We start from the raw sequence: 19,818 nt of genomic DNA, 5'->3' as shown, positions 1-19,818 counted from the left end.
ACGGGCATCGCCCGTTCGTCCTTAGTTGGTACCAATCACCACGGGAGACATATCCATGCAGAAGATCACGCCTTTTCTCTGGTTCGACGATCAACTGGAGGAAGCCATCGGCTTCTACACCTCCATCTTCCGCAACGCCCGCGTTACCGACATCAAGAAAGGCCCCGATGGCAGGGCCTTCACCGCGAGCTTCGAACTCGAGGGGCAGCACTTCATGGGGCTGAACGGCGGCCCGCATTTCAAGTTCAACGAGGCGGTATCGTTTTTCGTGCGCTGCGCCGACCAGACGGAGGTCGACTACTATTGGGACCGGTTCCTCGAAGGCGGCACGCCGCAGCATTGCGGCTGGCTCAAGGACAAGTTCGGCCTTGCCTGGCAGATCATTCCCGACGCACTGATGCGGCACCTCAGCGATCCCGATCCGGCCCGCGCCGCCCGCGCCCAGCAGGCGATGATGGGCATGATCAAGATCGAGGTCGCCGAACTCGAGCGGGCGGCGGCCGGCTAAAGCAATTTCAGCTAAAGTGTGAAACGGTTTTGCGTCCGGAATTGCGTAAAAAATAGCTAGAGCCTTTCCGCGGGCCCGTTTTTGACCGGAAACGCTCTAGCTGCCGCAGCCGCGCAATTGCCGATTGTAGATCGAAGCCATACCGGCCGCCCGCTTGGCGCCGGTCTTGGCCGTATCGCTCCAGTTGCCCCGCGCATAGCCGGCGTGGCCGTGGTAATAGGCGATGTAGAGCCGGTAGGCGTCGTTGAGCGCGATGCCGTTCTGCTGTGCGCTCTCGCGGTGATACCAGGCAATGAAGCGGATGGCGTCGCCGAAGTCCGAGCGCCGCGCCGCCCAGCGGCCGGTCTCGCTCTGGTAGCGCGCCCAGGTGCCGTCGAGCGCCTGGGAGTAGCCATAGGCGGTCGAAACGCGCGTCCAGGGGATGAAGCCGAAGAGCTTGGTGCGCGGCGGCCGCGCATTATGGCGGAAGCCGGACTCGGTATAAACTGTCGCCATCAGGATCGGCACGGGCACGCCGTATTCGCGCTGGGCGCTGTAAGCCTCCCGGCGCCAGTTGTTGAACAGGCCGTCTTGCTGCTCGAAAACCGCACAGGCATTCCGGGTGTCTCTCGGCACCGTTCCGCAGCCGGCCAGCAACAGGAGGACGACGACAAATACGCAACGCATCGCAGAACCTCGGGTTTCCGAGAGATTGATAAAGTGTAAACCTTAAGGATCTCTTTTGATTCAAAGGCGAACGATCGGGAGAACGGCATGGCGATGTCACGGATGCTGCTGCCGCTCCTCTTCGCCGCGGGCCTTGGCAGTCCCGCAAACGCCGGCGACATCGGCCGGCTTTATCAGAGCGACGCGATCGTCACCGGCACCGGCGAGATCAACCGGCAGATCGGCTTTCGCGAATGCCTCAGTGAAGTTTTGGTCAAACTGTCGGGTGATCCGACGATCCTCGACGCGCCCGGCTTCGCAGCGCTGGTGGCTGAGGCCGGCAGCTTCGCCTCGTCCTTTTCCTACCGCGACCGGCTCGAAGGTATCCCGATCCACGACGAACAGGGCACTCACGATCGGCCGCACGATCTCACCTGCCGCTACGCGCCGGCGACGATTGACCCGCTTCTTGCAAAGCTCGGTCGAAAGCCATGGCTTGCGCCCCGCCCGGTGATCGCCGTGCTGCTGGCGGTCGAGGATCAGAGGCGCCGTTTCGTACTGGCGCGCGACGGCGACGAAAGCCCCTATATGGCCGACTCGCTCCGCGCCGCCGCGACACCGTTGGCGCTCTCGGTCGCCCTGCCGGACAGGGCGGCCGTCGCCGGTGGGGGGCTGGACTTTGCCACCATATCGCAAGCGGGCCCGGAGAGCTTCGCCAGGCTCGCAATGCTGAGCGAGGGGAACGTGACGCTTGCGGGCACACTGGTCTGGTCCGATCAAGCGCGCGGCTGGATCGCCAATTGGCGGATGCTGTCCGCCGGTAAAAGCTATGAATGGCATGTCAGCGGCGTCAGCTTCGACGACGCTTTCCGCAATGCGCTACGCGGAGCGGCCCGCATCCTTTCGGGAAACGGGTCGCCCTGAGCAGCTCCAGTGTCGCTGCCGGCTCGGCCTATCCGAGCGAGGCAATCAGTTCGCGATAGGCGGCCTCGGGAAAGGCTTTCAGCGTCTTCGAGCGCACGTTGCCGGCCATGCCGAGGGTGAGCGCAAAGCGTGCAGCGACGGCGTCATCGGGCGCCTCGACGACGGCCACCATGTCGTATTCGCCCATGGTCAAAAAGAAATGCTTGAAGGAGCCGCCCATGTCGGAAAGCACCTGCTTTGCCGCGTCGAGCCTTTTTGGAGACTCGCGCACATTCTTCACGCCCTGCTCTGTCCAGTTGAGGAGCACGACATAAGTGGTCATCCTACACCTCCACGGGGCACGCTTCACGCCCGCGGTGCGATTGCTCCCGCGACTTAGACGGGGTGCCCCAGATTGCTGCGAAAGCGCGACTATACTCCTGGGCGCAGAGCCTCACAATAAATCGCTTGGGTGAGGCAGAAACGAAAAAGCCGGGCGATCTGCCCGGCTCTTCTCATTTTCGATGTACCCGACTCTAGCTGACTACAGCGCCGCGCGTCTTATCAGACGCGCAAAGGTCGCTGTAGTACTTTGAATGGCTGCATGTTTTTGTCCTTTAACCGGCTACGATTAAAGGAAACATGCAGTAGGAACGAGCGCAGCTTGCGGCTTGCTTAGCTGTCCAGGAAGCTTCTCAGCTTCCTGGAGCGGCTCGGATGCTTGAGCTTCCTGAGCGCCTTCGCCTCGATCTGACGGATACGTTCGCGGGTGACCGAGAACTGCTGGCCGACTTCTTCGAGCGTGTGGTCGGTGTTCATGCCGATGCCGAAGCGCATGCGCAGCACGCGCTCTTCGCGCGGCGTCAGCGAAGCGAGAACGCGGGTCGTCGTCTCGCGCAGGTTCGCCTGGATGGCAGCGTCGATCGGCAGCAGCGCGTTCTTGTCCTCGATGAAATCGCCGAGGTGTGAATCCTCTTCGTCACCGACGGGCGTTTCGAGCGAGATCGGCTCCTTGGCGATCTTCAGGACCTTGCGCACCTTTTCGAGCGGCATGGCGAGCTTTTCGGCCAGTTCTTCCGGCGTCGGCTCGCGGCCGATCTCGTGCAGCATCTGGCGCGAGGTACGGACGATCTTGTTGATCGTCTCGATCATGTGCACCGGAATGCGGATCGTGCGGGCCTGGTCGGCGATCGACCGGGTGATCGCCTGACGGATCCACCAGGTGGCGTAGGTCGAGAACTTGTAACCGCGGCGGTATTCGAACTTGTCGACCGCCTTCATCAGGCCGATGTTGCCTTCCTGGATCAGATCGAGGAACTGCAGGCCACGGTTGGTGTACTTCTTGGCGATGGAGATGACGAGGCGCAGGTTGGCTTCGACCATTTCCTTCTTGGCGATACGCGCCTCGCGCTCGCCCTTCTGCACCATGGAGACGATGCGGCGAAACTCGGCGATCGAGATGCCGGTTTCGGTGGCGAGATTCTGGATCTCCTGGCGGATGTCGCGGATCGTCTGGTTTTCGCTCTTGGCGAATTCCTTCCAGCCCTTGCCGGCCAAGTTGCTGATCGACTTCATCCAGTTCGGGTCGAGTTCGGCGCCCGAATACTGTTCGAGGAACGAGTCGCGCTTGACGCCGTAGCTTTCGGCAAGGCGCAGCAGGCGGCCTTCGTTCTGCATCAGTCGCTTGGAGATGTCGTAGAGCTGCTCGACCAGGCTGTCGACGCGGTTCTGGTTGAGCGACAGCGACTTGACGGCCTTGATCAGTTCGTCCTTGAGCTCCTTGTAGCGGCGCTCCTGGGCGGGCGACAGCGTGCCGGTGGCGGCAAGACGCGCTTCCACCTGCTGGTCCTGCAGCTTGCGCAGCTTCTTGTAGGTCTCGGCGATGATGTCGAGGGTTTCCATGACCTGCGGGCGCAGTTCCGCTTCCATGGCGGCGAGCGAGAGGTTCGACTCGTCGTCGTCTTCCTCTTCCTCCTCGGTCGGCATGACATCGCCGCCGACATTGGTGATGTCGTCGTCGTTGGCGGCCGTGCGCACCTTGCGGGTCTTTTCCTTCTCCTCGGCAGCCTTGCGGTCAGCCTCGATCTTTTCCGGGCTCTGGAACTGCGGAGCAGCCTTGGCCTCAGGACCAGAATAGGTGGTTTCGAGATCGATGATCTCGCGCAGCAGCGTCTGGCCTTCGTTCAGTTCGTCGCGCCAGATGATCAGCGCCTGGAAGGTCAGCGGGCTCTCACAGAGACCGGCGATCATCGTCTCGCGGCCAGCCTCGATGCGCTTGGCAATCGCGATTTCGCCTTCGCGCGACAGAAGCTCGACCGAGCCCATCTCGCGCAGATACATGCGGACCGGATCGTCGGTGCGATCGGTCGGTTCCTTCTTCTTGCTGGTCGCAAGCGCCGTGCCGCCGGAAGGCGCGAGTTCGCCGCCTTCGCTCTCGCCGTCGTCGTCGCTCGCCTCGTCGTCACCGCCGCCGGCAGCCTCTTCGGCTTCCTCGTCCTCGATCACGTTGATGCCCATGTCGGACAGCATCGCCATCGTGTCTTCGATCTGTTCGGAGGTGACTTCCTCGGACGGAAGGACGGAGTTGAGCTCGTCCATCGTCACGTAGCCGCGCTTCTTGGCGGCCTTGATCATCTTCTTGACAGCGTCGTCGGAAAGATCGAGAAGCGGACCGTCCGGAGCACCTTCGCGTTCTACGTCAGCTTCTTCGTTTTCTTTGACTTTGGTTGCCATTTAGTTCGTCGCTTTCCTTGTCGCAACCGGCGTGAGCCCGGTGCAAATGCCGCTCGAAGGTTCGGGCACGCCGCGTACCCGCCACCGAATCATTTCCCCTGACGTAACGGGATGATGTTTAATTCCTGTTTAACCACGAGTGCGATCGTGGCAAAGCGGGCAAGCTCCGACAGTCCTGCCACTGAAACGCCTCTGGCATGATTCCCTAACCGCCGTGTCATTTCGCCATTTCTTATTCGGAAATGGTGATTCCCAGAATTTTCGATCCCGTCAAGCATTTCCGCTGAAAAACCGGCTGATTCGGCAAAAATCACCGTAACTATCGCTTTTTGGGGTTTATCAGCTTCCGCTGAAGATGTAGGCGCTGCCCGCCAAAAGACAAGGGTGCCCCCGATTTAATCGGCAAGGTCCCGTTGTGCCATATCCGCATCCGCAACCAGGGCTTCATCTTTTCCCTGCTCCTAAACCGAACGACCGTCGTATTTGACGATCCTGACCGCCTCCAGATCGAACTCCGGTAGGCAGCGCAGGTTGATCGCCGCCATCTTCCCATGCGGCCCCTCACCTTCGCCGAAAGGGGCGATGCCGGAGGTATCGCAAAAATGATGCTGGATGACATGCTTGTTGAAGAGATAGGTCGAGAGGCCCGTTTCCGGCGTCTTCATCGTCAGCCTGTCTCGGGCCACGAAGGCAAGCAGCCCGCCGCGGCGGCGGCATAGCGAACAATTGCAATCGACCGCCTCGGCGAAGTCCCCTTCCACCTCGAAGGCGATCTTGCCGCAATGGCAGCTTCCCTCATAACGCATGCACCGATCTCCCCTATTCCGCCAACAACCCTGATGGCCTCCGGCCAAGATAGAGCGGCGCCGCGTCCAAGCAAGCGGGTTTGCGCGCGGCGATATTCGCGCAAACCCATTCCCCACGACGCCAATTTCAGATGGAAATTCGCAAGATTATTCCGGTTTCTCGCTTGCGCCCGACCCGATCGCGGATGACCTTCGCCGCCGATCTCATGGAGGCTCAAATGCTCATCAAGGAAACCGACGCCATGCGCGTGCTATCGATCGCGCGGCGCCTCACCATTCCCGACGTCAAAAGTGAAAGCGTCGCGCTGGCGCCTGTCATCGAGGCGGAGATGGAACGCTCTCGCCTGGCGCCCGCGGGGCCCTGGATCTTCATCGCGCATAACCTGCCGAAAAATGCCAAGACCCTGTTCAACTGGCGCATCTGCCGCCCGGTCACCGGCGGTGACGACTATTGCGGCGACCTTGACCTGTTCGAGCTCGAGCCGATCATGGTGGCGTCCGCCCGGCATCAGGGGCCGATGCGCAGCCTGTTTACCCAGGGCTACGCGCCGCTGGTTGAGCAGATCGAGATGAGCAGGCACAATTTCTCCGGCGAGAGCCGCGAGATCTATCATCGCTGGGCCGGCCAAGGCGCCCGCTACCACGAAATCGAGATCCAGTTCGGCCTCGCCAACTGAGCCCGCCACGCATCACGCGTGCGGCCCCCTCTGGCCTTACCAGTCCATCACCACCTTGCCGGAATTGCCGGAGCGCATGGCCTCGAAGCCGTCGCGGAATTCGTCGATGGTGATGCGGTGGGTGATGACCGGGGATAGATCGAGCCCGCCCTGCACGAAGGCGATCATCTTGTACCAGGTCTCGAACATCTCGCGGCCGTAGATGCCCTTGAGGTTGAGCATCTTGAAGATCACCTTGTTCCAGTCGATCTCGAAGCCGGCCGGCGCAATGCCGAGGATGGCGATCTTGCCGCCATTGTTCATCTTGTCGATCATGTCGCGGAAGGCCGGTGCCGCCCCCGACATTTCCAGCCCGACATCAAAACCCTCGGTCATGCCGATCGCCTTCATCACATCGGCAAGGTTCTCCTTTGAGGCGTCGACGACGTAATCGATGCCGACGCTCTTGGCGAGCGCCAGCCGCGTCGGGTTGATATCGGTGATCACCACCTTGCGCGCACCCGAGCGCTTGGCAACGAGCGCCCCCATGATGCCGATCGGCCCGGCGCCGGTCACAAGCACGTCCTCGCCGACGAGATCGAAGGAAAGGGCGGTGTGCACGGCATTGCCGAACGGGTCGAAGATTGCCGCAACCTCGTCCGGCACGTCCTCCGGGATCGGCACGACGTTATACTCCGGCAGGCAGACGAACTCGCCGAACGAGCCCGGCCGGTTGACGCCGACGCCGAGCGTGTTGCGGCACAGATGGCCGCGGCCGGCGCGGCAGTTGCGGCACTTGCCGCAGACGATATGGCCCTCGCCCGACACCCGCTCGCCGACATGGTATTTTGTCACGGCCGAGCCGACCTCGGCGATCTCGCCCATGAACTCATGGCCGACGACCATCGGCACCGGGATGGTCTTCTGCGCCCACTGGTCCCAGTTCCAGATGTGCACGTCGGTACCGCAGATCGCCGATTTCTTCACCTTGATCAGCACGTCGTTCGGGCCGATCTCCGGCACCGGCACGCGCTCCATCCAGAGGCCTTCTTCCGGCTTCGACTTGACCAGCGCCTTCATCATGTTCGTCATCAGTCCCTCCCTCAAATCACGCCAAGCTCGCGGCCGACCGCTTCGAAGGCGGCGATCGCCCGGCGCACGTCGTTCTCGCTGTGGGCCGCCGACATCTGTGTGCGGATGCGCGCCTGGCCCTTCGGCACCACCGGGAAGGAGAAGCCGATGACATAGACGCCCTTCTGCAGCATGCGCGCCGCCATCTCCTGGGCGAGCGCCGCATCGCCGAGCATGACAGGGATGATCGGATGCCCTTCGCCGGCGAGCGTGAAGCCGAGCTTCGACATCTCGGTGCGGAACAGTGCCGAATTGGCATAGAGCCGGTCGCGCAGCGCAGCGCCGTTTTCGATCAGGTCGAAGACCTTCAGCGAGGCCGCGGCAATGACCGGCGCCAATGTGTTGGAGAACAGATAGGGGCGCGAGCGCTGCCTCAGCCACTCGACCACCTCGGCTCTGGCCGAGGTGTAACCGCCCGACGCGCCGCCAAGCGCCTTGCCGAGCGTGCCGGTGATGATGTCGATCCGGCCCTCGACGCCGCAATGTTCGGCCGAGCCACGACCATGTTTGCCGACAAAGCCGACCGCGTGGCTGTCATCGACCATGACCATGGCGCCGTATTTGTCGGCAAGGTCGCAGACGCCCCCGAGATTGGCGATGATGCCGTCCATCGAGAACACGCCGTCGGTGGCGATCAGCTTGAAGCGGCTGCCTTCCGACTTTTTCAGTTCCTCTTCCAGCGCCGCCATGTCGTTGTTGGCATAACGGAAGCGCTTGGCCTTCGACAGGCGCACACCGTCGATGATCGAGGCGTGATTGAGCGCGTCGGAGATGATCGCATCCTCTTCGCCGAGCAGCGTTTCGAACAGTCCGCCATTGGCATCGAAGCAGGAGGAATAGAGGATCGTGTCTTCCAGGCCGAGGAACGACGAGATCCGCGCCTCAAGCTGTTTGTGCTCCTCCTGCGTGCCGCAAATGAAGCGCACCGAGGCCATGCCGTAGCCGTAACGGTCGAGCGCCTGTTTGCCGGCCTCGGCCAGTTCCGCATTATCGGCGAGGCCGAGATAGTTGTTGGCGCAGAAGTTGAGCACACGGTCGCCCGAGGCAACCGCGATCTCGCCCGCCTGCTTCGAGGTGATGACACGCTCAGACTTGTAAAGCCCGGCCGTCTTCAGGCCCTCGAGTTCGGAACGAAGATGGGAGAGGAAGGCTGAAGTCATGGCGCTCTCGCTGTAAAATAACATCGCGTGCCTGACGAGTATCATGACGGCTTTTGACTTGCAGCAAAATCCCGCGGTCCCGCAGGTTACGGGCGCTCCGGCAGGCAAAAACGACAGGCCATTTCAACGCGAGACGGCGGCGCAGATATATTGTGTCGCCGAGCACGCCCTCACGGACAGATTCCTTCGCCGCTTTAACGCCCGCCCTGCCCGAACTCACCCATCCACATACCCGTCGATCACTGCCAGGAACGCCTCGCCGTAGCGCTCGCGCTTGCTCTCGCCGATGCCGGGGATGTCGAGCAACGCGTCGAAATCGCGCGGGCGTTCTTTGGCGAGCGCGATCAGCGTCGCATCCGGGAAGACGACATAGGGCGGTACGTTCAGGTCCTTGGCAATAGCGAAGCGCTCGGCGCGAAGGAGTTCGAACAATTCGAGGTCGGAGCCGGCAAGATCGGCGCGCTCGCGCTGCGAGCCCGACTTTCCGGCCCGCGCAGCCTTGCCCGAGGTCGGCCTGTCCTTGCGGAAGAACACCTGGCGTTCGCGCTTGAAGACGGCGCGCGCGTCCGGTTCGAGCTTCATCGCCCCGAAGGCTGCGTGATCGACGCTGATCAGCCCCGCCGCCAGCAACTGCCGGAAGACCGATTGCCAGGTACGAACAGGAAGATCCTTGCCCGCGCCGAAGACCGGCATATCGACATGACCGAAACGCTCGGTCTTTTCGTTGACCGTGCCCATTAGCACATCGACCACATGGCCGGTGCCGAAGCGCTCGCCAGTGCGATAAACCGCGGCAAGCGCTTTGATCGCGGCTTCCGTGCCATCCCAGGTCTCGACCGGTTTCAGGCAGGTGTCGCAATGGCCGCAGCGGCCGGGATGGGCTTCGCCGAAATGTGCGAGGATCGCCTGGCGGCGGCAGCCGGCGGTCTCGCAGATCGCCAAGAGCGCGTTGAGCTTACCGCGCTCGATGCGCTTGATGTCGTCCGCCGCCCCGCCCTCGTCGATCATGCGGCGGCGCTGCAGCACGTCGGCCATGCCATAGGCCATCCAGACGTCGGAGGGCTGGCCGTCGCGGCCGGCACGCCCGGTTTCCTGGTAATAGGCCTCTACCGATCCCGGCAGGTCGAGATGGGCGACGTAACGCACATCGGGCTTGTCGATGCCCATGCCGAAGGCGACGGTCGCGACGAGACAGAGGCTTTCCTCTTTCAGAAACGCGTCCTGATGCTTGTCTCTGAGCGTGCGGTCCATGCCGGCGTGATAGGGCAGCGCCCGGATCCCCTGCGCGTTCAGCCACTCGGCCGTATCCTCGACCTTCGCACGCGACAGGCAATAGACGATGCCGGACGAACCCTTGAAGCGCGAAAGAAAACGCAGCAATTGCTGGCGCGGCTGGTCGCGCTCGACGATTTCATAGGCGATATTCGGCCGGTCGAAGCTGGTGGTGAAGACCTTGGCATTGGTCAGCGCCAGCCTTTCGACGATATCGTCGCGCGTATGCGGATCGGCGGTGGCCGTGAGCGCGATGCGCGGCACGCCGGGATAACGCTCGGCCAAAAGCCCGAGCGCGCGGTACTCCGGGCGAAAATCATGGCCCCATTGCGAAACGCAATGCGCCTCGTCGATGGCGAAGAGCGCGATGCGGGCATCGCCGAGAAGATCGGCGAAGCCATCGGTGACGATCCGCTCCGGCGTCACATAGAGAAGGTCGAGCGTGCCATCGTAGATCTGGCGCCGCACGGCGATCGCCTCCTCGCGGGTCAGCGACGAGTTGAGGGCCGCGGCATTGACGCCGAGCTGTTTCAATGCCTCCACCTGGTCGCGCATCAGCGCAATCAAAGGCGAGACGACTACGCCAAGCCCGGGACGGCAGAGCGCCGGGATCTGGAAGCAGAGCGATTTTCCGGCACCGGTCGGAAAGAGCACGACGGCATCGCCGCCGCCGGTCACGTGCTCGACCACTTCCTGTTGTCTACCGCGAAAGGCGGAATAGCCATAGACGCGCTTCAGCACATCGAGCGGCGCCGGGCCGGCGTCGTCGAAGAGATGGCCGGCAGCGCTTGCGGCGCGCTTCGCCCTTTCGACAAACTCCATCATGTCTCCTTCACGGGAATCACTGCCTGCAATCATCGCAAGATGCGACCGCAATGCCATAGCCGTCAGGGCAAATGAAGAGAACGCGGTGATAATCCCGCGTGATCGGCAGGCTTTTCAAGGTCGGGGATTGAGCTTTTGCCAGCTTGACCTTGCCAACGCAGCAGTACTTTAGTGGCTCCCAAAAATCAGGAAGTCATCATGGCGAACATTTTAGCGGCGAGCGGCGGCGTCAAGCAGATCATCTGCATCAACTGGGGTACGAAGTACGGCGCTCCGTTCATCAACCGGCTTTATGCCATGGTGGCGCGCAACATCACCCCGCCCTTCACCTTCACCTGCTTCACCGACAATTTCGAAGGACTGCGTCCCGAAATTCTCTGCGAGGACCTACCGCCGCTCAACATCGCGGACATGCCCACGAACACGCCGGGCATCTGGCAGAAGTCGCGGCTCTGGGGACCGAAGCTCGCAAATCTCAAGGGCCCGGTTCTCTTTCTCGACCTCGACATCGTCATCGTCGGATCGCTAGATTCTTTCTTCGAGGTCGGCGAACCCGACGACGTGATCCTCGCCAGAAACCAGACGACACCCTTCGAGCGCCTCGGTCAGACCTCGCTGTTCCGTTTCCCGGTGGGCAAACTCGTGCCCCTGCAGCAGAAATTTGGTTCCAATCCCCAGGCGATTGCCGACGAGTACCGCTTCGAGCAGCGTTTCGTCACACGCAATGCGCCCGGCGGCGTGAAGCTCTTCCCAAGACGCTGGGTCCTGCATTACCGGCAGGACTGCCATTGGACCTTCCCGCTCAACTATTTCTTCACACCGCGCCTGCCGGCCGATGCGCGCGTGGTGCTTTTCCCGCGCAGCCTGCTCCCGCAACATGCGATCGACGGGCAATATGGCTATCGCGGACGCGTCGACACACCGCTTGGACATATTCGCCGCCTGTTCAACGGCGACCGCCGCGAGAAGAACCCGTTGCGCTACCTGCGCCACTATATCCGCCCTGCTCCATGGGTGGCCGAACATTGGCGCGAATAGTCGGCGTTCCGTTAAGATCGGGCGGGATTTCAGCGTGGCAGCGTGAGTTTTTAGATTAGCGCGCTGCCGGCCCCTTCACGCGACCCGAGAGCACCCCGAAACCCTCGATAATCGCTTCCTGGTTCTCAAGCCGCGTCACTTCGAGCTGCACTTCCTGAAGCGTGCGCAGCAGTTGCGGCACCGCCTCGAGGTCGCCTTCCTCCGTCGCATGCGCAAGCTCACGCTCGAGTTCACGCCGCTGCCAGTGCAGCGCCTTGGACCGCTGGTGCAAAGCCAGAGCCTGCAGATAACCTTCGCGCGCATCCTCGGGGGCTGCGGCCGTCGTCGCGGTCCAGAGCCGCGCATAGCGGATCTGCTGGTCGATCGCGGCGAGCAGTGCGCCGAAGCCTTCCCCATCCAGTTGCTCGATCAGGCCCTCGCGCGTCAGGCGCGGCCCCTGCGCGGCAGCAGCATTCAGCACCGCCGCCCAGCAGCGCTGCAGGTCGCGATGGTCGAACTCGATCGTCGAGATTTCGTCATACTCGTCGAACAGCAGCTGCGGGTGGTTGACGATGGTGAACGCCAGCACGCTTTCGCGCAACTCTGGCGGCCTCGTTGAGCGGTCAGCTTTCAACAACTGATTAAGCTTCGAACTGGCAGCAGTCCCCGCCTCGACAATAGCGCCCTTCAACGCGTCCGCGGGCTGCATCGACCGTTTGCCCCCTACGCGGCCGCCGCCACGCTCGAATGGGCGACGCTCGCCCCCCCGCCCCGGTCCTGACGATTGCAGGAAAGCGTTCAGCCGGTCGCGCATGTCCTGGCCGTAGTGGCGGCGCACGCTTTCGTCGGCGATGACGGCAGTGACCTGCTTCAGCCGCGCTTCGAGCTCGGCGCGTTTTTCCGGCGTGTCGAACGATCCACCCTGGATCTCGCGCTGCCAGACCATGTCGGCAAGGGACCGCGCATTGGCGAGCACCTTGTCGAAGGGCGCGCGACCCTCGTGGCGCACCAGATCGTCCGGATCCTTGCCGTCAGGTAGCATGGCAAACCGCACCGAGCGGCCGGGCTTCAGGTGCGGCAGCGCCAGGTCGACGCCACGATTGGCGGCACGGATGCCGGCGCCATCGCCGTCGAAGCAGAGCACCGGCTGCGACGTCATCTTCCAGAGCAGATCGAGCTGGTTTTCAGTGAGCGCCGTGCCCAGCGGTGCAACCGCGTTCTCGACGCCCGCCTGATGCAGCGCGATCACGTCCATGTAGCCTTCGACGGCGATGATCGTTCCGGCGGCATCGTCCGGCCCGGCGTCGCCCAGGCGGGCGGCCCCCTGCGAGGCCCGGCGGGCGCGGGCGAAATTGTAGAGCACGTTGCCCTTGTGGAAGAGCTCGGTCTCGTTGGAGTTCAGATATTTCGCCGGCGCATCCGGCGACATCGCGCGGCCGCCGAAGGCGATGACCTTCTCGCGTGACGACAGGATCGGAAACATGATGCGGTCGCGGAACCGATCATAGGAAACCGGGACGTCCGGCCCATGCACGACGAGGCCACAGGCCTCGATCTGCTCCTTGCCGACGCCCTTGCCGGCCAGAAATTCCTTGAGCGCATTGCGGCTGTCGGGTGCAAAGCCGAGACGGAAGGTCTCGATCGTGCGGGCCGTCAGGCCGCGCTCGCGCAGATAGGCACGCGCCTTGGCGCCGCCCGCGGTCTGGAGCTGATCCTCAAAAAACGCGGTCGCCAGCTCCATGACGTCGAGAAGGCTGGTGCGCTCCTTCTCGCGCCGCTCGGCCTGCGGGTCGGGCTGCGGCATGGCAACGCCCGCCATGTCGGCGATCTGCTGCACGGCTTCGGGGAAGCTCAGGCCTTCGAGATCGGTCAGGAAGCGAAAATGGTCGCCGGAGACGCCGCAGCCGAAACAATGATAGCGGCCCTTGCGATCCTCGCAGTGGAAGCTCGGCGACTTCTCCCCATGGAAGGGGCAGCAGGCCCAATAGTCGCCGCGCGAAACATTGGTCTTGCGCCGATCCCAGGTGACGCGCTTGGCGATCACGTCCGAAATCGGCACGCGATCGCGTATCTCGTCGAGAAAGGATGGTGAAAAGCGCATGAAAACCTCTGGTCGATCCTCCATATAGGCGGCAAGGCGGCCGGACGCCACAAGAGTGATCCGGCTTGCCCGCTATTCACAGGACGGAAACGGGAATCACGCCCGCTACCGCAAGCAAAGGACGCAGCACAGGCCTTCCAAAGACCAAAAGTAGCGCTTGACTCGCCGAAGGTGAATGACATCAATTCGGCGTCCCGAACTGGAACACCCATCATGGCCATCGCCGTCGAAGCGCTTGCGTCCAGTCCCGTCTTCTTCAGCGCCGTGCTGGATTACGCCCGCGGCATGGTCTCCATGTACGGGGACAACCCGCGCCTCGCTTCGATCTTTGCCTCGCAGCAACGCTGGCTGATGGCCCAATCCGGCCTTGCCCTCCATCACGACCGCGATCCCGATGTTCTGTGGAGCGGCCTCTATAGCGGTCGTTTCATCAACTATGTCGTCGCCAACGATATCGCCAGCCGCAACACCGCGGCCTCTTTCGTGCAGGAGATGATCGCCTATCGCTTCGCGCAATATACGCCGTCACCACCCACCAAGCGCAATCGGCCGATCGAGCCCACGGAAGCCGCGCTCGATTATGTCTGGAAATGGATGCTGGCGCACCTTGCCATTCTCGACGTGCTCGACGGGCAGCCGCGCGTGGCAACGCTCACTGAGGACGCGACGCGGTTTGGCCGGCTGCAGGCGGCAGTCGCCCACGCGCTCGTCGGAAGCGAAAAGGTCCGCCGTCCAGGCCCGACCTTCGATCTCTTCACCTGGGTCAATTCCGGCGGCGTGGTGATGGACGATCTGTTCTCGCGCATCGGGAGCTTCAACCCTGAGGCTGACCGGCTGGCGATCGGTTCGGTTTCACCCGGCGATCTCAGCGAACGCTTCATGATCTCGAAGACGCACCTCAAGCGGATCTTCGACAAGGCGGCCCTGTTGGGCAGCATGGGGTGGGAGCGAACGCCCGGGCGCGGCGGCGTCTGGCTGTCCAGGGATTTCATCCGGGAGTACTGGGACTATCAGGCGGAGAAGTTCGCACTGATCGATCGCGCGTTCGAAAACGAAATCCTTGCGAACGCCGCGGAGGCGACGCCCGTCACCTATGGACGGGCGTGCGCAGTTACTTGAGGGAGCTCTTACTTGAGCAGTTCCTTCACGAGACCGGACGCCTTGGCGAAGTCCATCTGGCCCTGATAGCGCTCCTTGAGCACGTTCATGCACTTGCCCATGTCGCGCAGGCCTTGCGCGCCGATCTCCTGAATGACAGAGGCGCAGAGTTCGCGCACCTTCTCTTCCGGAAGCTGCGCCGGAAGGAACTGGTTGATGATCACGATTTCCTGGCGCTCCTGCTCGGCAAGCTCCGGCCGGCCGCCCTCGTCATAGATGCGGGCAGACTCTTCGCGCTGCTTGATCATCTTGGCGAGGATCTGCAGGATGTCGTCATCGCTGACCGGGTCCTTGCCAAGGCCGCGATTGGCGATGTCCCGGTCCTTGATCGCCGCCTGGATCAGCCGCACGGTCGAAGTACGCCGTGCGTCCTTGGCTTTGAGGGCTTCCTTCATTGCGTCAGCGAACTGGTCGCGCATGTCCATACTCCATGTCGAAACCGGCCCGCGGTGCTCTGCCCGGAACCGGTTCGAAACCATCATTGTTGTCGTCGTCTTAAACCAGTGTGACAGGCGCAATCAAACGGAATACGCAACCGCTTGAATTAAAAGGAATTTTATTTCCTGACAATTCACAGCGGCCGGTTGACCCGGAAGAGCGCTTTGGCTATTTTCCCGCACCTGCACGACATCGGCATGAGAGCACTTTCCGCGGGGATTCCGCGCGTCCATGCCTGAGCACATGAAATGGCGATCGACCGCCGGGCTTTCAAGCCCCGCTTCACGCCGCAACGGGATAGGAACGATGACCGCGACACCCGCATGGACCACTGAAAAACCAACCGCACTGCTCATTCTGGCCGACGGCACCGTGATCGAAGGCAAGGGCATCGGCGCGACCGGCAAGGTGCAGGCGGAGGTCTGCTTCAACACGGCGCTGACCGGCTACCAGGAAATCCTGACGGACCCCTCCTATCTCGGCCAGATCGTCACCTTCACCTTCCCGCACATCGGCAATATCGGCGCCAATGACGAAGACATCGAAGACCTGACGCCGGCAGCACGCCACGGCGCGGTCGGCGTCATCTTCAAGGCCGACATCACCGAGCCGTCCAACTACCGCGCCGCCAAGCACCTCGACGCCTGGCTGAAGGCACGCGGCATCATCGGCCTCTGCGGCATCGACACGCGCGCGCTCACCGCCTGGATCCGCGAAAACGGCATGCCGAACGCCGTCATCGCCCACGACCCCGCCGGCGTCTTCGACATCGACACGCTGAAGGCCGAAGCCAAGGCCTGGAGCGGCCTTGAAGGCCTCGACCTCGCCAAGGTCGCGACATCGGGCCAGTCTTCGCGCTGGGATGAGAAGCCCTGGGTCTGGGGCGAAGGCTATTCGACGCTCGGCGAAACCGATGCCGCCTACCACATCGTCGCGCTCGACTATGGCGTGAAGCGCAATATCCTGCGCCTCTTTGCCGGCCTCAACGCCCGCGTCACCGTCATGCCGGCCTCGACCAGCGCCGACGAAGTGCTGGCGCAGAAGCCGGACGGCATCTTCCTCTCGAACGGCCCGGGCGACCCGGCGGCGACCGGCGAATATGCCGTGCCGGTCATCAAGGACCTGCTGAACACCGACATCCCGGTCTTCGGCATCTGCCTCGGCCACCAGATGCTGGCGCTGGCCCTCGGCGGCAAGACCGAGAAGATGCACCAGGGCCACCACGGCGCCAACCATCCGGTCAAGGATCACACGACAGGCAAGGTCGAGATCGTCTCGATGAACCACGGCTTCGCGGTCGATTCGAAGTCGCTGCCGGAAGGCGTTGAAGAGACTCACATTTCGCTCTTCGACGGCACGAACTGCGGCCTGCGCGTCGCCGGCAAGCCGGTGTTCTCGGTCCAACATCACCCGGAAGCCTCGCCCGGCCCGCAGGACAGCCACTACCTCTTCCGCCGCTTCATGAACCTCGTGCGCGAGAAGAAGGGCGAGCCGGCCTTGGCCGAGCGCTGAGCGCAACAAACATTCGGACAAAAGGCCCGCCTCGCGCGGGCCTTTTCTTTGGCGGCTCGGCGTCGGCCGATATCGCCGATCGCGTCCGCCAAGGCGGGAGTACAGCTCGTCGTTTTTGTCCGTCAGCCGTCGGCGAGACGGTCGGCAATGAAGTCGACAACCGCCCGGACCGACGGGAGCTGGCCGCGGCGATGCGGCATCAAAAGCGTCGTCGTGACCAGCCCCGCCTGCCAGTCGGGCAGCACCCGCACGAGGCTGCCATTGTCGATCTCGGCATGACAGAGCTTGCGCGGCAGCGCGGTGATGCCGAGCCCGGACAACGCCGCCTCGAGAAGCACACGCGATTCGTCTGCGACGAAGCGTGGCGGCGGCTTCACCGAGATGGTGGCGTCGTCCGCGTTGCGCAGCGTCCAACCATCGCTTGCGAGCGACGTGAGCAGGCCATCATGGTCGTCGACGTCAACGGGCTCGGCAGGCGTGCCGCGCCGCGTGAGGTAGCCGGGTGCTGCCACCAGCCAGATGGCTTCGGAGGCGACCCGCCGCTGGACGAGACCGGAATCGGGCAAGGGCGCGAAATGATCGCGCACGGCGATATCGAAGCCTTCCTGGATAATATCGACGAAGCGGTCTGTCGCATGCAGCACGACCCGCATCTTCGGATAGGCTAGAGCCAGCTGAGGCAGCAGCCCCGAAAGCGTCATCTGCGCCGTCGGCACCGAAGCGGTGATGCGCACGGTTCCGCTCGGCTCTGCGAGCCTGCCCTTGACCACCGCCTCCGCGGCTTCCGCCTCGATCAGCATCGCGGCCGCGTGGCGATAGAAGTCCTCGCCGATCTCGGTCACCGTGAAGCGCCGGGACGTCCGATTGATGAGCCGGACGCCAAGCATCTTCTCAAGTTCCGCCACGCGCTTGCTGAGCGTCGACTTCGGCACGTTCAGCACGCGCGCGGCCGGTGCGAAGCCCCTATGGTCGACCACATGGGCGAAGATGATGAAGTCGTTGAGATTGCGCATCGCGGCTCCCGATGTCCACGCCTATGGATGACATGTCCGTATTTGGCCAATTTTCAAAAGACCGTCCACAAATTCATCTCCCCGCATTGAATCCAAACATCCGGGGAGAGGCAGGGCCCCTCGCAATGCTGACCCGCTGCCGGCACCGATGAGGTCACGGACGTGACTTGCGGTTGACCCTCAGCCGGGCTTCGCGCATCCTCCCCTGCAACTGGAGGTGACGATGATTACAGGTCCACAGTGCCGCGCCGCCCGGGTGCTGATCGAAATCTCGCGCGAGATGCTGGCAAGCTTTTCAGGTGTCGATGAAGACACGATCCTCAGGTTCGAACGCAAGCTCGAGACGCCTGGCGACGAGGTGATCCTGTCGCTGAAGCACGCGCTGGAAAATGCCGGCGCGGTGTTTCTGCCGGAAGGCGAACGCGGCATCGGCGTTCAGCTGAAGTTCACGCGCTCCGAGGCTCGGCGCCTCTCGATCCTGGAAAGCGAGGGTGGTGTCGTCGGTGACGACGAGGTTCCCGGAGCGTGAATTTCTGACAAGATTTCAACGGCTTGGCCGATGCGCCTGAATCAGATTGGCCACCGCTTGAATCGATCTGCGAACAAAAAAGCCCGCCGTTTCCGGCGGGCTTTTTGTGATGCGATTGCTAGCGCTTACTTGCAGGCGGCGCAGAAGCGCTGGATGCGGCGGCAAGCTTCTTCGAGCTGCGCTTCCGAGGTCGCATAGGAAATGCGGAAGTTCGGGCCGAGGCCGAAGGCCGAACCATGCACGACCGCAACGCCTTCGGATTCGAGCAGCTCGGACACGAAGTCTTCGTCCGTCTCGATGACCTTGCCAGACGGCGCGGTCTTGCCGATCAGGCCGGCGCAGGACGGGTAGACGTAGAAGGCGCCTTCCGGCGTCGGGCACGCAATGCCCTTGGCCTGGTTCAGCATCGACACCACGAGATCGCGACGACCTTCGAAGATCTTCTTGTTCTCGGGGATGAAGTCCTGCGTGCCGTTGAGCGCCTCGACGGCAGCCCACTGCGCGATCGAGGTGGCGCCCGAGGTCTGCTGGCCCTGGATCATGTCCATGGCCTTGATCAGTTGCAGCGGACCGGCAGCGTAGCCGATGCGCCAGCCGGTCATGGCATAGGCCTTGGAGACGCCGTTCATCGTCAGCGTGCGGTCATAAAGGCCGGGCTCGACTTCGACCGGGGTCGCGAACTTGAAGTCGCCATAGGTCAGGTGCTCGTACATGTCATCGGTCAGCACCCAGACATGCGGATGCTTCATCAGCACGTCCGTCAGCGCCTTCAGTTCGGCATGGCTATAGGCGGCGCCCGACGGGTTGGACGGCGAGTTGAAGACGAACCACTTGGTCTTCGGCGTGATCGCCTTGTCCAGGTCCTCCGCCGTGAGCTTGAAGTTGTTTTCCTGCGTGGCCGAGACGAACACCGGCGTGCCGCCGCACAGCGCCACCATTTCCGGGTAGGAGACCCAATAGGGCGCCGGGATGACGACTTCATCGCCGGCGTTCAGGGTCGCCATGAACGCGTTGAAAAGAATCTGCTTTCCGCCGGTGCCGACGATCGTCTGGGCGGCGGTGTAGTCGAGGTTGTTCTCGCGCTTGAACTTCTTGGCGATCGCTTCGCGCAGTTCCGGAATGCCGGAGACCGGCGTGTACTTCGTCTCGCCGCGGTTGATCGCGTCGATCGCCGCCTTCTTGATATTGTCGGGCGTATCGAAGTCCGGCTCCCCGGCGCCGAGGCCGATCACATCGCGGCCTTTCGCTTTCAGCTCGCGGGCTTTCTGCGAAACGGCGATGGTGGCGGAAGGCTTTACACGGGAGAGGGCATCGGCAAGGAAGGCCATGGGTGAAGGTCCTGATCGTTTCGAGACGAGGTGATCGCTACGGAACGTAAAAAGCCAGGCTCCATAGCGGTTAGGTCTATGTC

General features: G+C 62.8%; 19 protein-coding genes. 7 read left to right on the top strand and 12 right to left on the bottom strand.

Annotated features, from left to right (window positions below; all coding sequences use genetic code 11):
* Positions 1-55 precede the first annotated feature (55 nt).
* Positions 56-508: a VOC family protein gene (locus tag V7S54_RS10455; RefSeq protein WP_065375683.1), complete on the top strand. Its 453-nt coding sequence runs from the start codon at positions 56-58 to the stop codon at positions 506-508.
* Positions 509-604: 96 nt separating this feature from the next.
* Here the strand turns inward: V7S54_RS10455 and V7S54_RS10450 are convergent, their stop codons facing one another.
* Positions 605-1,174 carry a transglycosylase SLT domain-containing protein gene (locus V7S54_RS10450; protein WP_065375684.1) on the bottom strand — a complete coding sequence of 190 codons (570 nt, stop codon included), beginning with the start codon at positions 1,172-1,174 and terminating at the stop codon, positions 605-607.
* Positions 1,175-1,261: 87 nt separating this feature from the next.
* Between V7S54_RS10450 and V7S54_RS10445 the strand changes: the two genes are divergently transcribed.
* Entirely contained in the window at positions 1,262-2,077 is an 816-nt protein-coding gene (locus tag V7S54_RS10445) for a DUF2066 domain-containing protein (protein WP_141679481.1), read from the top strand.
* A 28-nt stretch (positions 2,078-2,105) separates the two neighbouring features.
* Here the strand turns inward: V7S54_RS10445 and V7S54_RS10440 are convergent, their stop codons facing one another.
* From V7S54_RS10440 to V7S54_RS10425, 4 genes are all read right to left on the bottom strand, one after another.
* On the bottom strand, positions 2,106-2,399 hold the full coding sequence (locus V7S54_RS10440; protein ID WP_065375685.1) for a GYD domain-containing protein: 294 nt from the start codon (positions 2,397-2,399) through the stop codon (positions 2,106-2,108).
* A gap of 332 nt (positions 2,400-2,731) precedes the next feature.
* Positions 2,732-4,789: an RNA polymerase sigma factor RpoD gene (rpoD, locus tag V7S54_RS10435; RefSeq protein WP_065375686.1), complete on the bottom strand. Its 2,058-nt coding sequence runs from the start codon at positions 4,787-4,789 to the stop codon at positions 2,732-2,734.
* Positions 4,790-4,878: 89 nt separating this feature from the next.
* Positions 4,879-5,103, bottom strand: coding sequence for a hypothetical protein (locus V7S54_RS10430; RefSeq protein WP_141679482.1), 225 nt, complete (start codon positions 5,101-5,103; stop codon positions 4,879-4,881).
* A 147-nt stretch (positions 5,104-5,250) separates the two neighbouring features.
* On the bottom strand, positions 5,251-5,595 hold the full coding sequence (locus tag V7S54_RS10425; RefSeq protein ID WP_065375687.1) for a GFA family protein: 345 nt from the start codon (positions 5,593-5,595) through the stop codon (positions 5,251-5,253).
* Between the two features lie 218 nt (positions 5,596-5,813).
* Here V7S54_RS10425 and V7S54_RS10420 point away from each other — a divergent pair, with 218 nt between their 5' ends.
* A complete protein-coding gene (locus V7S54_RS10420) occupies positions 5,814-6,272 on the top strand; it encodes a hypothetical protein (protein WP_065375744.1) in 459 nt (152 codons plus the stop codon).
* 36 nt (positions 6,273-6,308) lie between these two features.
* Here V7S54_RS10420 and tdh read toward each other — a convergent pair whose 3' ends face one another.
* The 3 genes from tdh to recQ all read right to left on the bottom strand — a co-directional run bounded on the left by tdh (position 6,309) and on the right by recQ (position 10,636).
* Positions 6,309-7,343 (bottom strand): L-threonine 3-dehydrogenase, encoded by a 1,035-nt coding sequence (gene tdh / locus V7S54_RS10415; protein ID WP_065375688.1) that lies wholly within the window; start codon positions 7,341-7,343, stop codon positions 6,309-6,311.
* 11 nt (positions 7,344-7,354) lie between these two features.
* The gene (locus V7S54_RS10410; protein WP_065375689.1) at positions 7,355-8,542 is read right to left on the bottom strand and encodes a glycine C-acetyltransferase; all 1,188 of its coding nucleotides are present in this window, start codon (positions 8,540-8,542) and stop codon (positions 7,355-7,357) included.
* Between the two features lie 216 nt (positions 8,543-8,758).
* Entirely contained in the window at positions 8,759-10,636 is a 1,878-nt protein-coding gene (gene recQ, locus V7S54_RS10405; protein WP_065375690.1) for a DNA helicase RecQ, read from the bottom strand.
* A 201-nt stretch (positions 10,637-10,837) separates the two neighbouring features.
* Here recQ and V7S54_RS10400 point away from each other — a divergent pair, with 201 nt between their 5' ends.
* Positions 10,838-11,677 carry a glycosyl transferase gene (locus tag V7S54_RS10400; RefSeq protein WP_141679484.1) on the top strand — a complete coding sequence of 280 codons (840 nt, stop codon included), beginning with the start codon at positions 10,838-10,840 and terminating at the stop codon, positions 11,675-11,677.
* Between the two features lie 55 nt (positions 11,678-11,732).
* On the opposite strand, the gene dnaG is transcribed toward V7S54_RS10400, so the two are convergent.
* Positions 11,733-13,757 carry a DNA primase gene (gene dnaG, locus V7S54_RS10395; RefSeq protein ID WP_336408376.1) on the bottom strand — a complete coding sequence of 675 codons (2,025 nt, stop codon included), beginning with the start codon at positions 13,755-13,757 and terminating at the stop codon, positions 11,733-11,735.
* A gap of 213 nt (positions 13,758-13,970) precedes the next feature.
* Here dnaG and V7S54_RS10390 point away from each other — a divergent pair, with 213 nt between their 5' ends.
* Positions 13,971-14,876 carry a hypothetical protein gene (locus V7S54_RS10390; protein ID WP_065375691.1) on the top strand — a complete coding sequence of 302 codons (906 nt, stop codon included), beginning with the start codon at positions 13,971-13,973 and terminating at the stop codon, positions 14,874-14,876.
* An 8-nt stretch (positions 14,877-14,884) separates the two neighbouring features.
* Here the strand turns inward: V7S54_RS10390 and V7S54_RS10385 are convergent, their stop codons facing one another.
* Positions 14,885-15,334, bottom strand: a complete 450-nt coding sequence (locus V7S54_RS10385; protein ID WP_336408377.1) for a GatB/YqeY domain-containing protein — start codon at positions 15,332-15,334, stop codon at positions 14,885-14,887.
* A 325-nt stretch (positions 15,335-15,659) separates the two neighbouring features.
* Between V7S54_RS10385 and carA the strand changes: the two genes are divergently transcribed.
* The gene (gene carA / locus V7S54_RS10380; protein ID WP_065375693.1) at positions 15,660-16,865 is read left to right on the top strand and encodes a glutamine-hydrolyzing carbamoyl-phosphate synthase small subunit; all 1,206 of its coding nucleotides are present in this window, start codon (positions 15,660-15,662) and stop codon (positions 16,863-16,865) included.
* 122 nt (positions 16,866-16,987) lie between these two features.
* Here carA and V7S54_RS10375 read toward each other — a convergent pair whose 3' ends face one another.
* Entirely contained in the window at positions 16,988-17,878 is an 891-nt protein-coding gene (locus tag V7S54_RS10375) for a LysR substrate-binding domain-containing protein (protein ID WP_065375694.1), read from the bottom strand.
* A gap of 223 nt (positions 17,879-18,101) precedes the next feature.
* Between V7S54_RS10375 and V7S54_RS10370 the strand changes: the two genes are divergently transcribed.
* Complete coding sequence (locus V7S54_RS10370; RefSeq protein ID WP_336408378.1) at positions 18,102-18,407, top strand: XRE family transcriptional regulator; 306 nt, start codon at positions 18,102-18,104, stop codon at positions 18,405-18,407.
* A gap of 125 nt (positions 18,408-18,532) precedes the next feature.
* Here the strand turns inward: V7S54_RS10370 and V7S54_RS10365 are convergent, their stop codons facing one another.
* Entirely contained in the window at positions 18,533-19,735 is a 1,203-nt protein-coding gene (locus tag V7S54_RS10365) for a pyridoxal phosphate-dependent aminotransferase (RefSeq protein WP_057253175.1), read from the bottom strand.
* Between the last annotated feature and the right edge of the window lie 83 nt (positions 19,736-19,818).

It is taken from the genome of Ensifer sp. CCNWLY38 (assembly GCF_037120565.1).
GTDB classification, from domain to species: domain Bacteria; phylum Pseudomonadota; class Alphaproteobacteria; order Rhizobiales; family Rhizobiaceae; genus Ensifer; species Ensifer adhaerens_H.
The sequence above is the reverse complement of the archived record's forward strand: the minus strand, read 5'-3'. Positions and strand labels throughout refer to the sequence as shown.

Excerpts from the sequence above, each read along its gene's own strand:
- V7S54_RS10375 (WP_065375694.1), bottom strand. The coding sequence starts at position 17,878 with ATGCGCAATCTCAACGACTTCATCATCTTCGCCCATGTGGTCGACCAT.
- V7S54_RS10455 (WP_065375683.1), top strand. The coding sequence starts at position 56 with ATGCAGAAGATCACGCCTTTTCTCTGGTTCGACGATCAACTGGAGGAA.
- V7S54_RS10400 (WP_141679484.1), top strand. The coding sequence starts at position 10,838 with ATGGCGAACATTTTAGCGGCGAGCGGCGGCGTCAAGCAGATCATCTGC.
- V7S54_RS10420 (WP_065375744.1), top strand. The coding sequence starts at position 5,814 with ATGCTCATCAAGGAAACCGACGCCATGCGCGTGCTATCGATCGCGCGG.
- carA (WP_065375693.1), top strand. The coding sequence starts at position 15,660 with ATGACCGCGACACCCGCATGGACCACTGAAAAACCAACCGCACTGCTC.
- V7S54_RS10385 (WP_336408377.1), bottom strand. The coding sequence starts at position 15,334 with ATGCGCGACCAGTTCGCTGACGCAATGAAGGAAGCCCTCAAAGCCAAG.
- V7S54_RS10390 (WP_065375691.1), top strand. The coding sequence starts at position 13,971 with ATGGCCATCGCCGTCGAAGCGCTTGCGTCCAGTCCCGTCTTCTTCAGC.
- V7S54_RS10365 (WP_057253175.1), bottom strand. The coding sequence starts at position 19,735 with ATGGCCTTCCTTGCCGATGCCCTCTCCCGTGTAAAGCCTTCCGCCACC.
- V7S54_RS10410 (WP_065375689.1), bottom strand. The coding sequence starts at position 8,542 with ATGACTTCAGCCTTCCTCTCCCATCTTCGTTCCGAACTCGAGGGCCTG.
- dnaG (WP_336408376.1), bottom strand. The coding sequence starts at position 13,757 with ATGCGCTTTTCACCATCCTTTCTCGACGAGATACGCGATCGCGTGCCG.
- tdh (WP_065375688.1), bottom strand. The coding sequence starts at position 7,343 with ATGACGAACATGATGAAGGCGCTGGTCAAGTCGAAGCCGGAAGAAGGC.
- V7S54_RS10440 (WP_065375685.1), bottom strand. The coding sequence starts at position 2,399 with ATGACCACTTATGTCGTGCTCCTCAACTGGACAGAGCAGGGCGTGAAG.
- V7S54_RS10450 (WP_065375684.1), bottom strand. The coding sequence starts at position 1,174 with ATGCGTTGCGTATTTGTCGTCGTCCTCCTGTTGCTGGCCGGCTGCGGA.
- recQ (WP_065375690.1), bottom strand. The coding sequence starts at position 10,636 with ATGGAGTTTGTCGAAAGGGCGAAGCGCGCCGCAAGCGCTGCCGGCCAT.
- V7S54_RS10445 (WP_141679481.1), top strand. The coding sequence starts at position 1,262 with ATGGCGATGTCACGGATGCTGCTGCCGCTCCTCTTCGCCGCGGGCCTT.
- rpoD (WP_065375686.1), bottom strand. The coding sequence starts at position 4,789 with ATGGCAACCAAAGTCAAAGAAAACGAAGAAGCTGACGTAGAACGCGAA.
- V7S54_RS10425 (WP_065375687.1), bottom strand. The coding sequence starts at position 5,595 with ATGCGTTATGAGGGAAGCTGCCATTGCGGCAAGATCGCCTTCGAGGTG.
- V7S54_RS10370 (WP_336408378.1), top strand. The coding sequence starts at position 18,102 with ATGATTACAGGTCCACAGTGCCGCGCCGCCCGGGTGCTGATCGAAATC.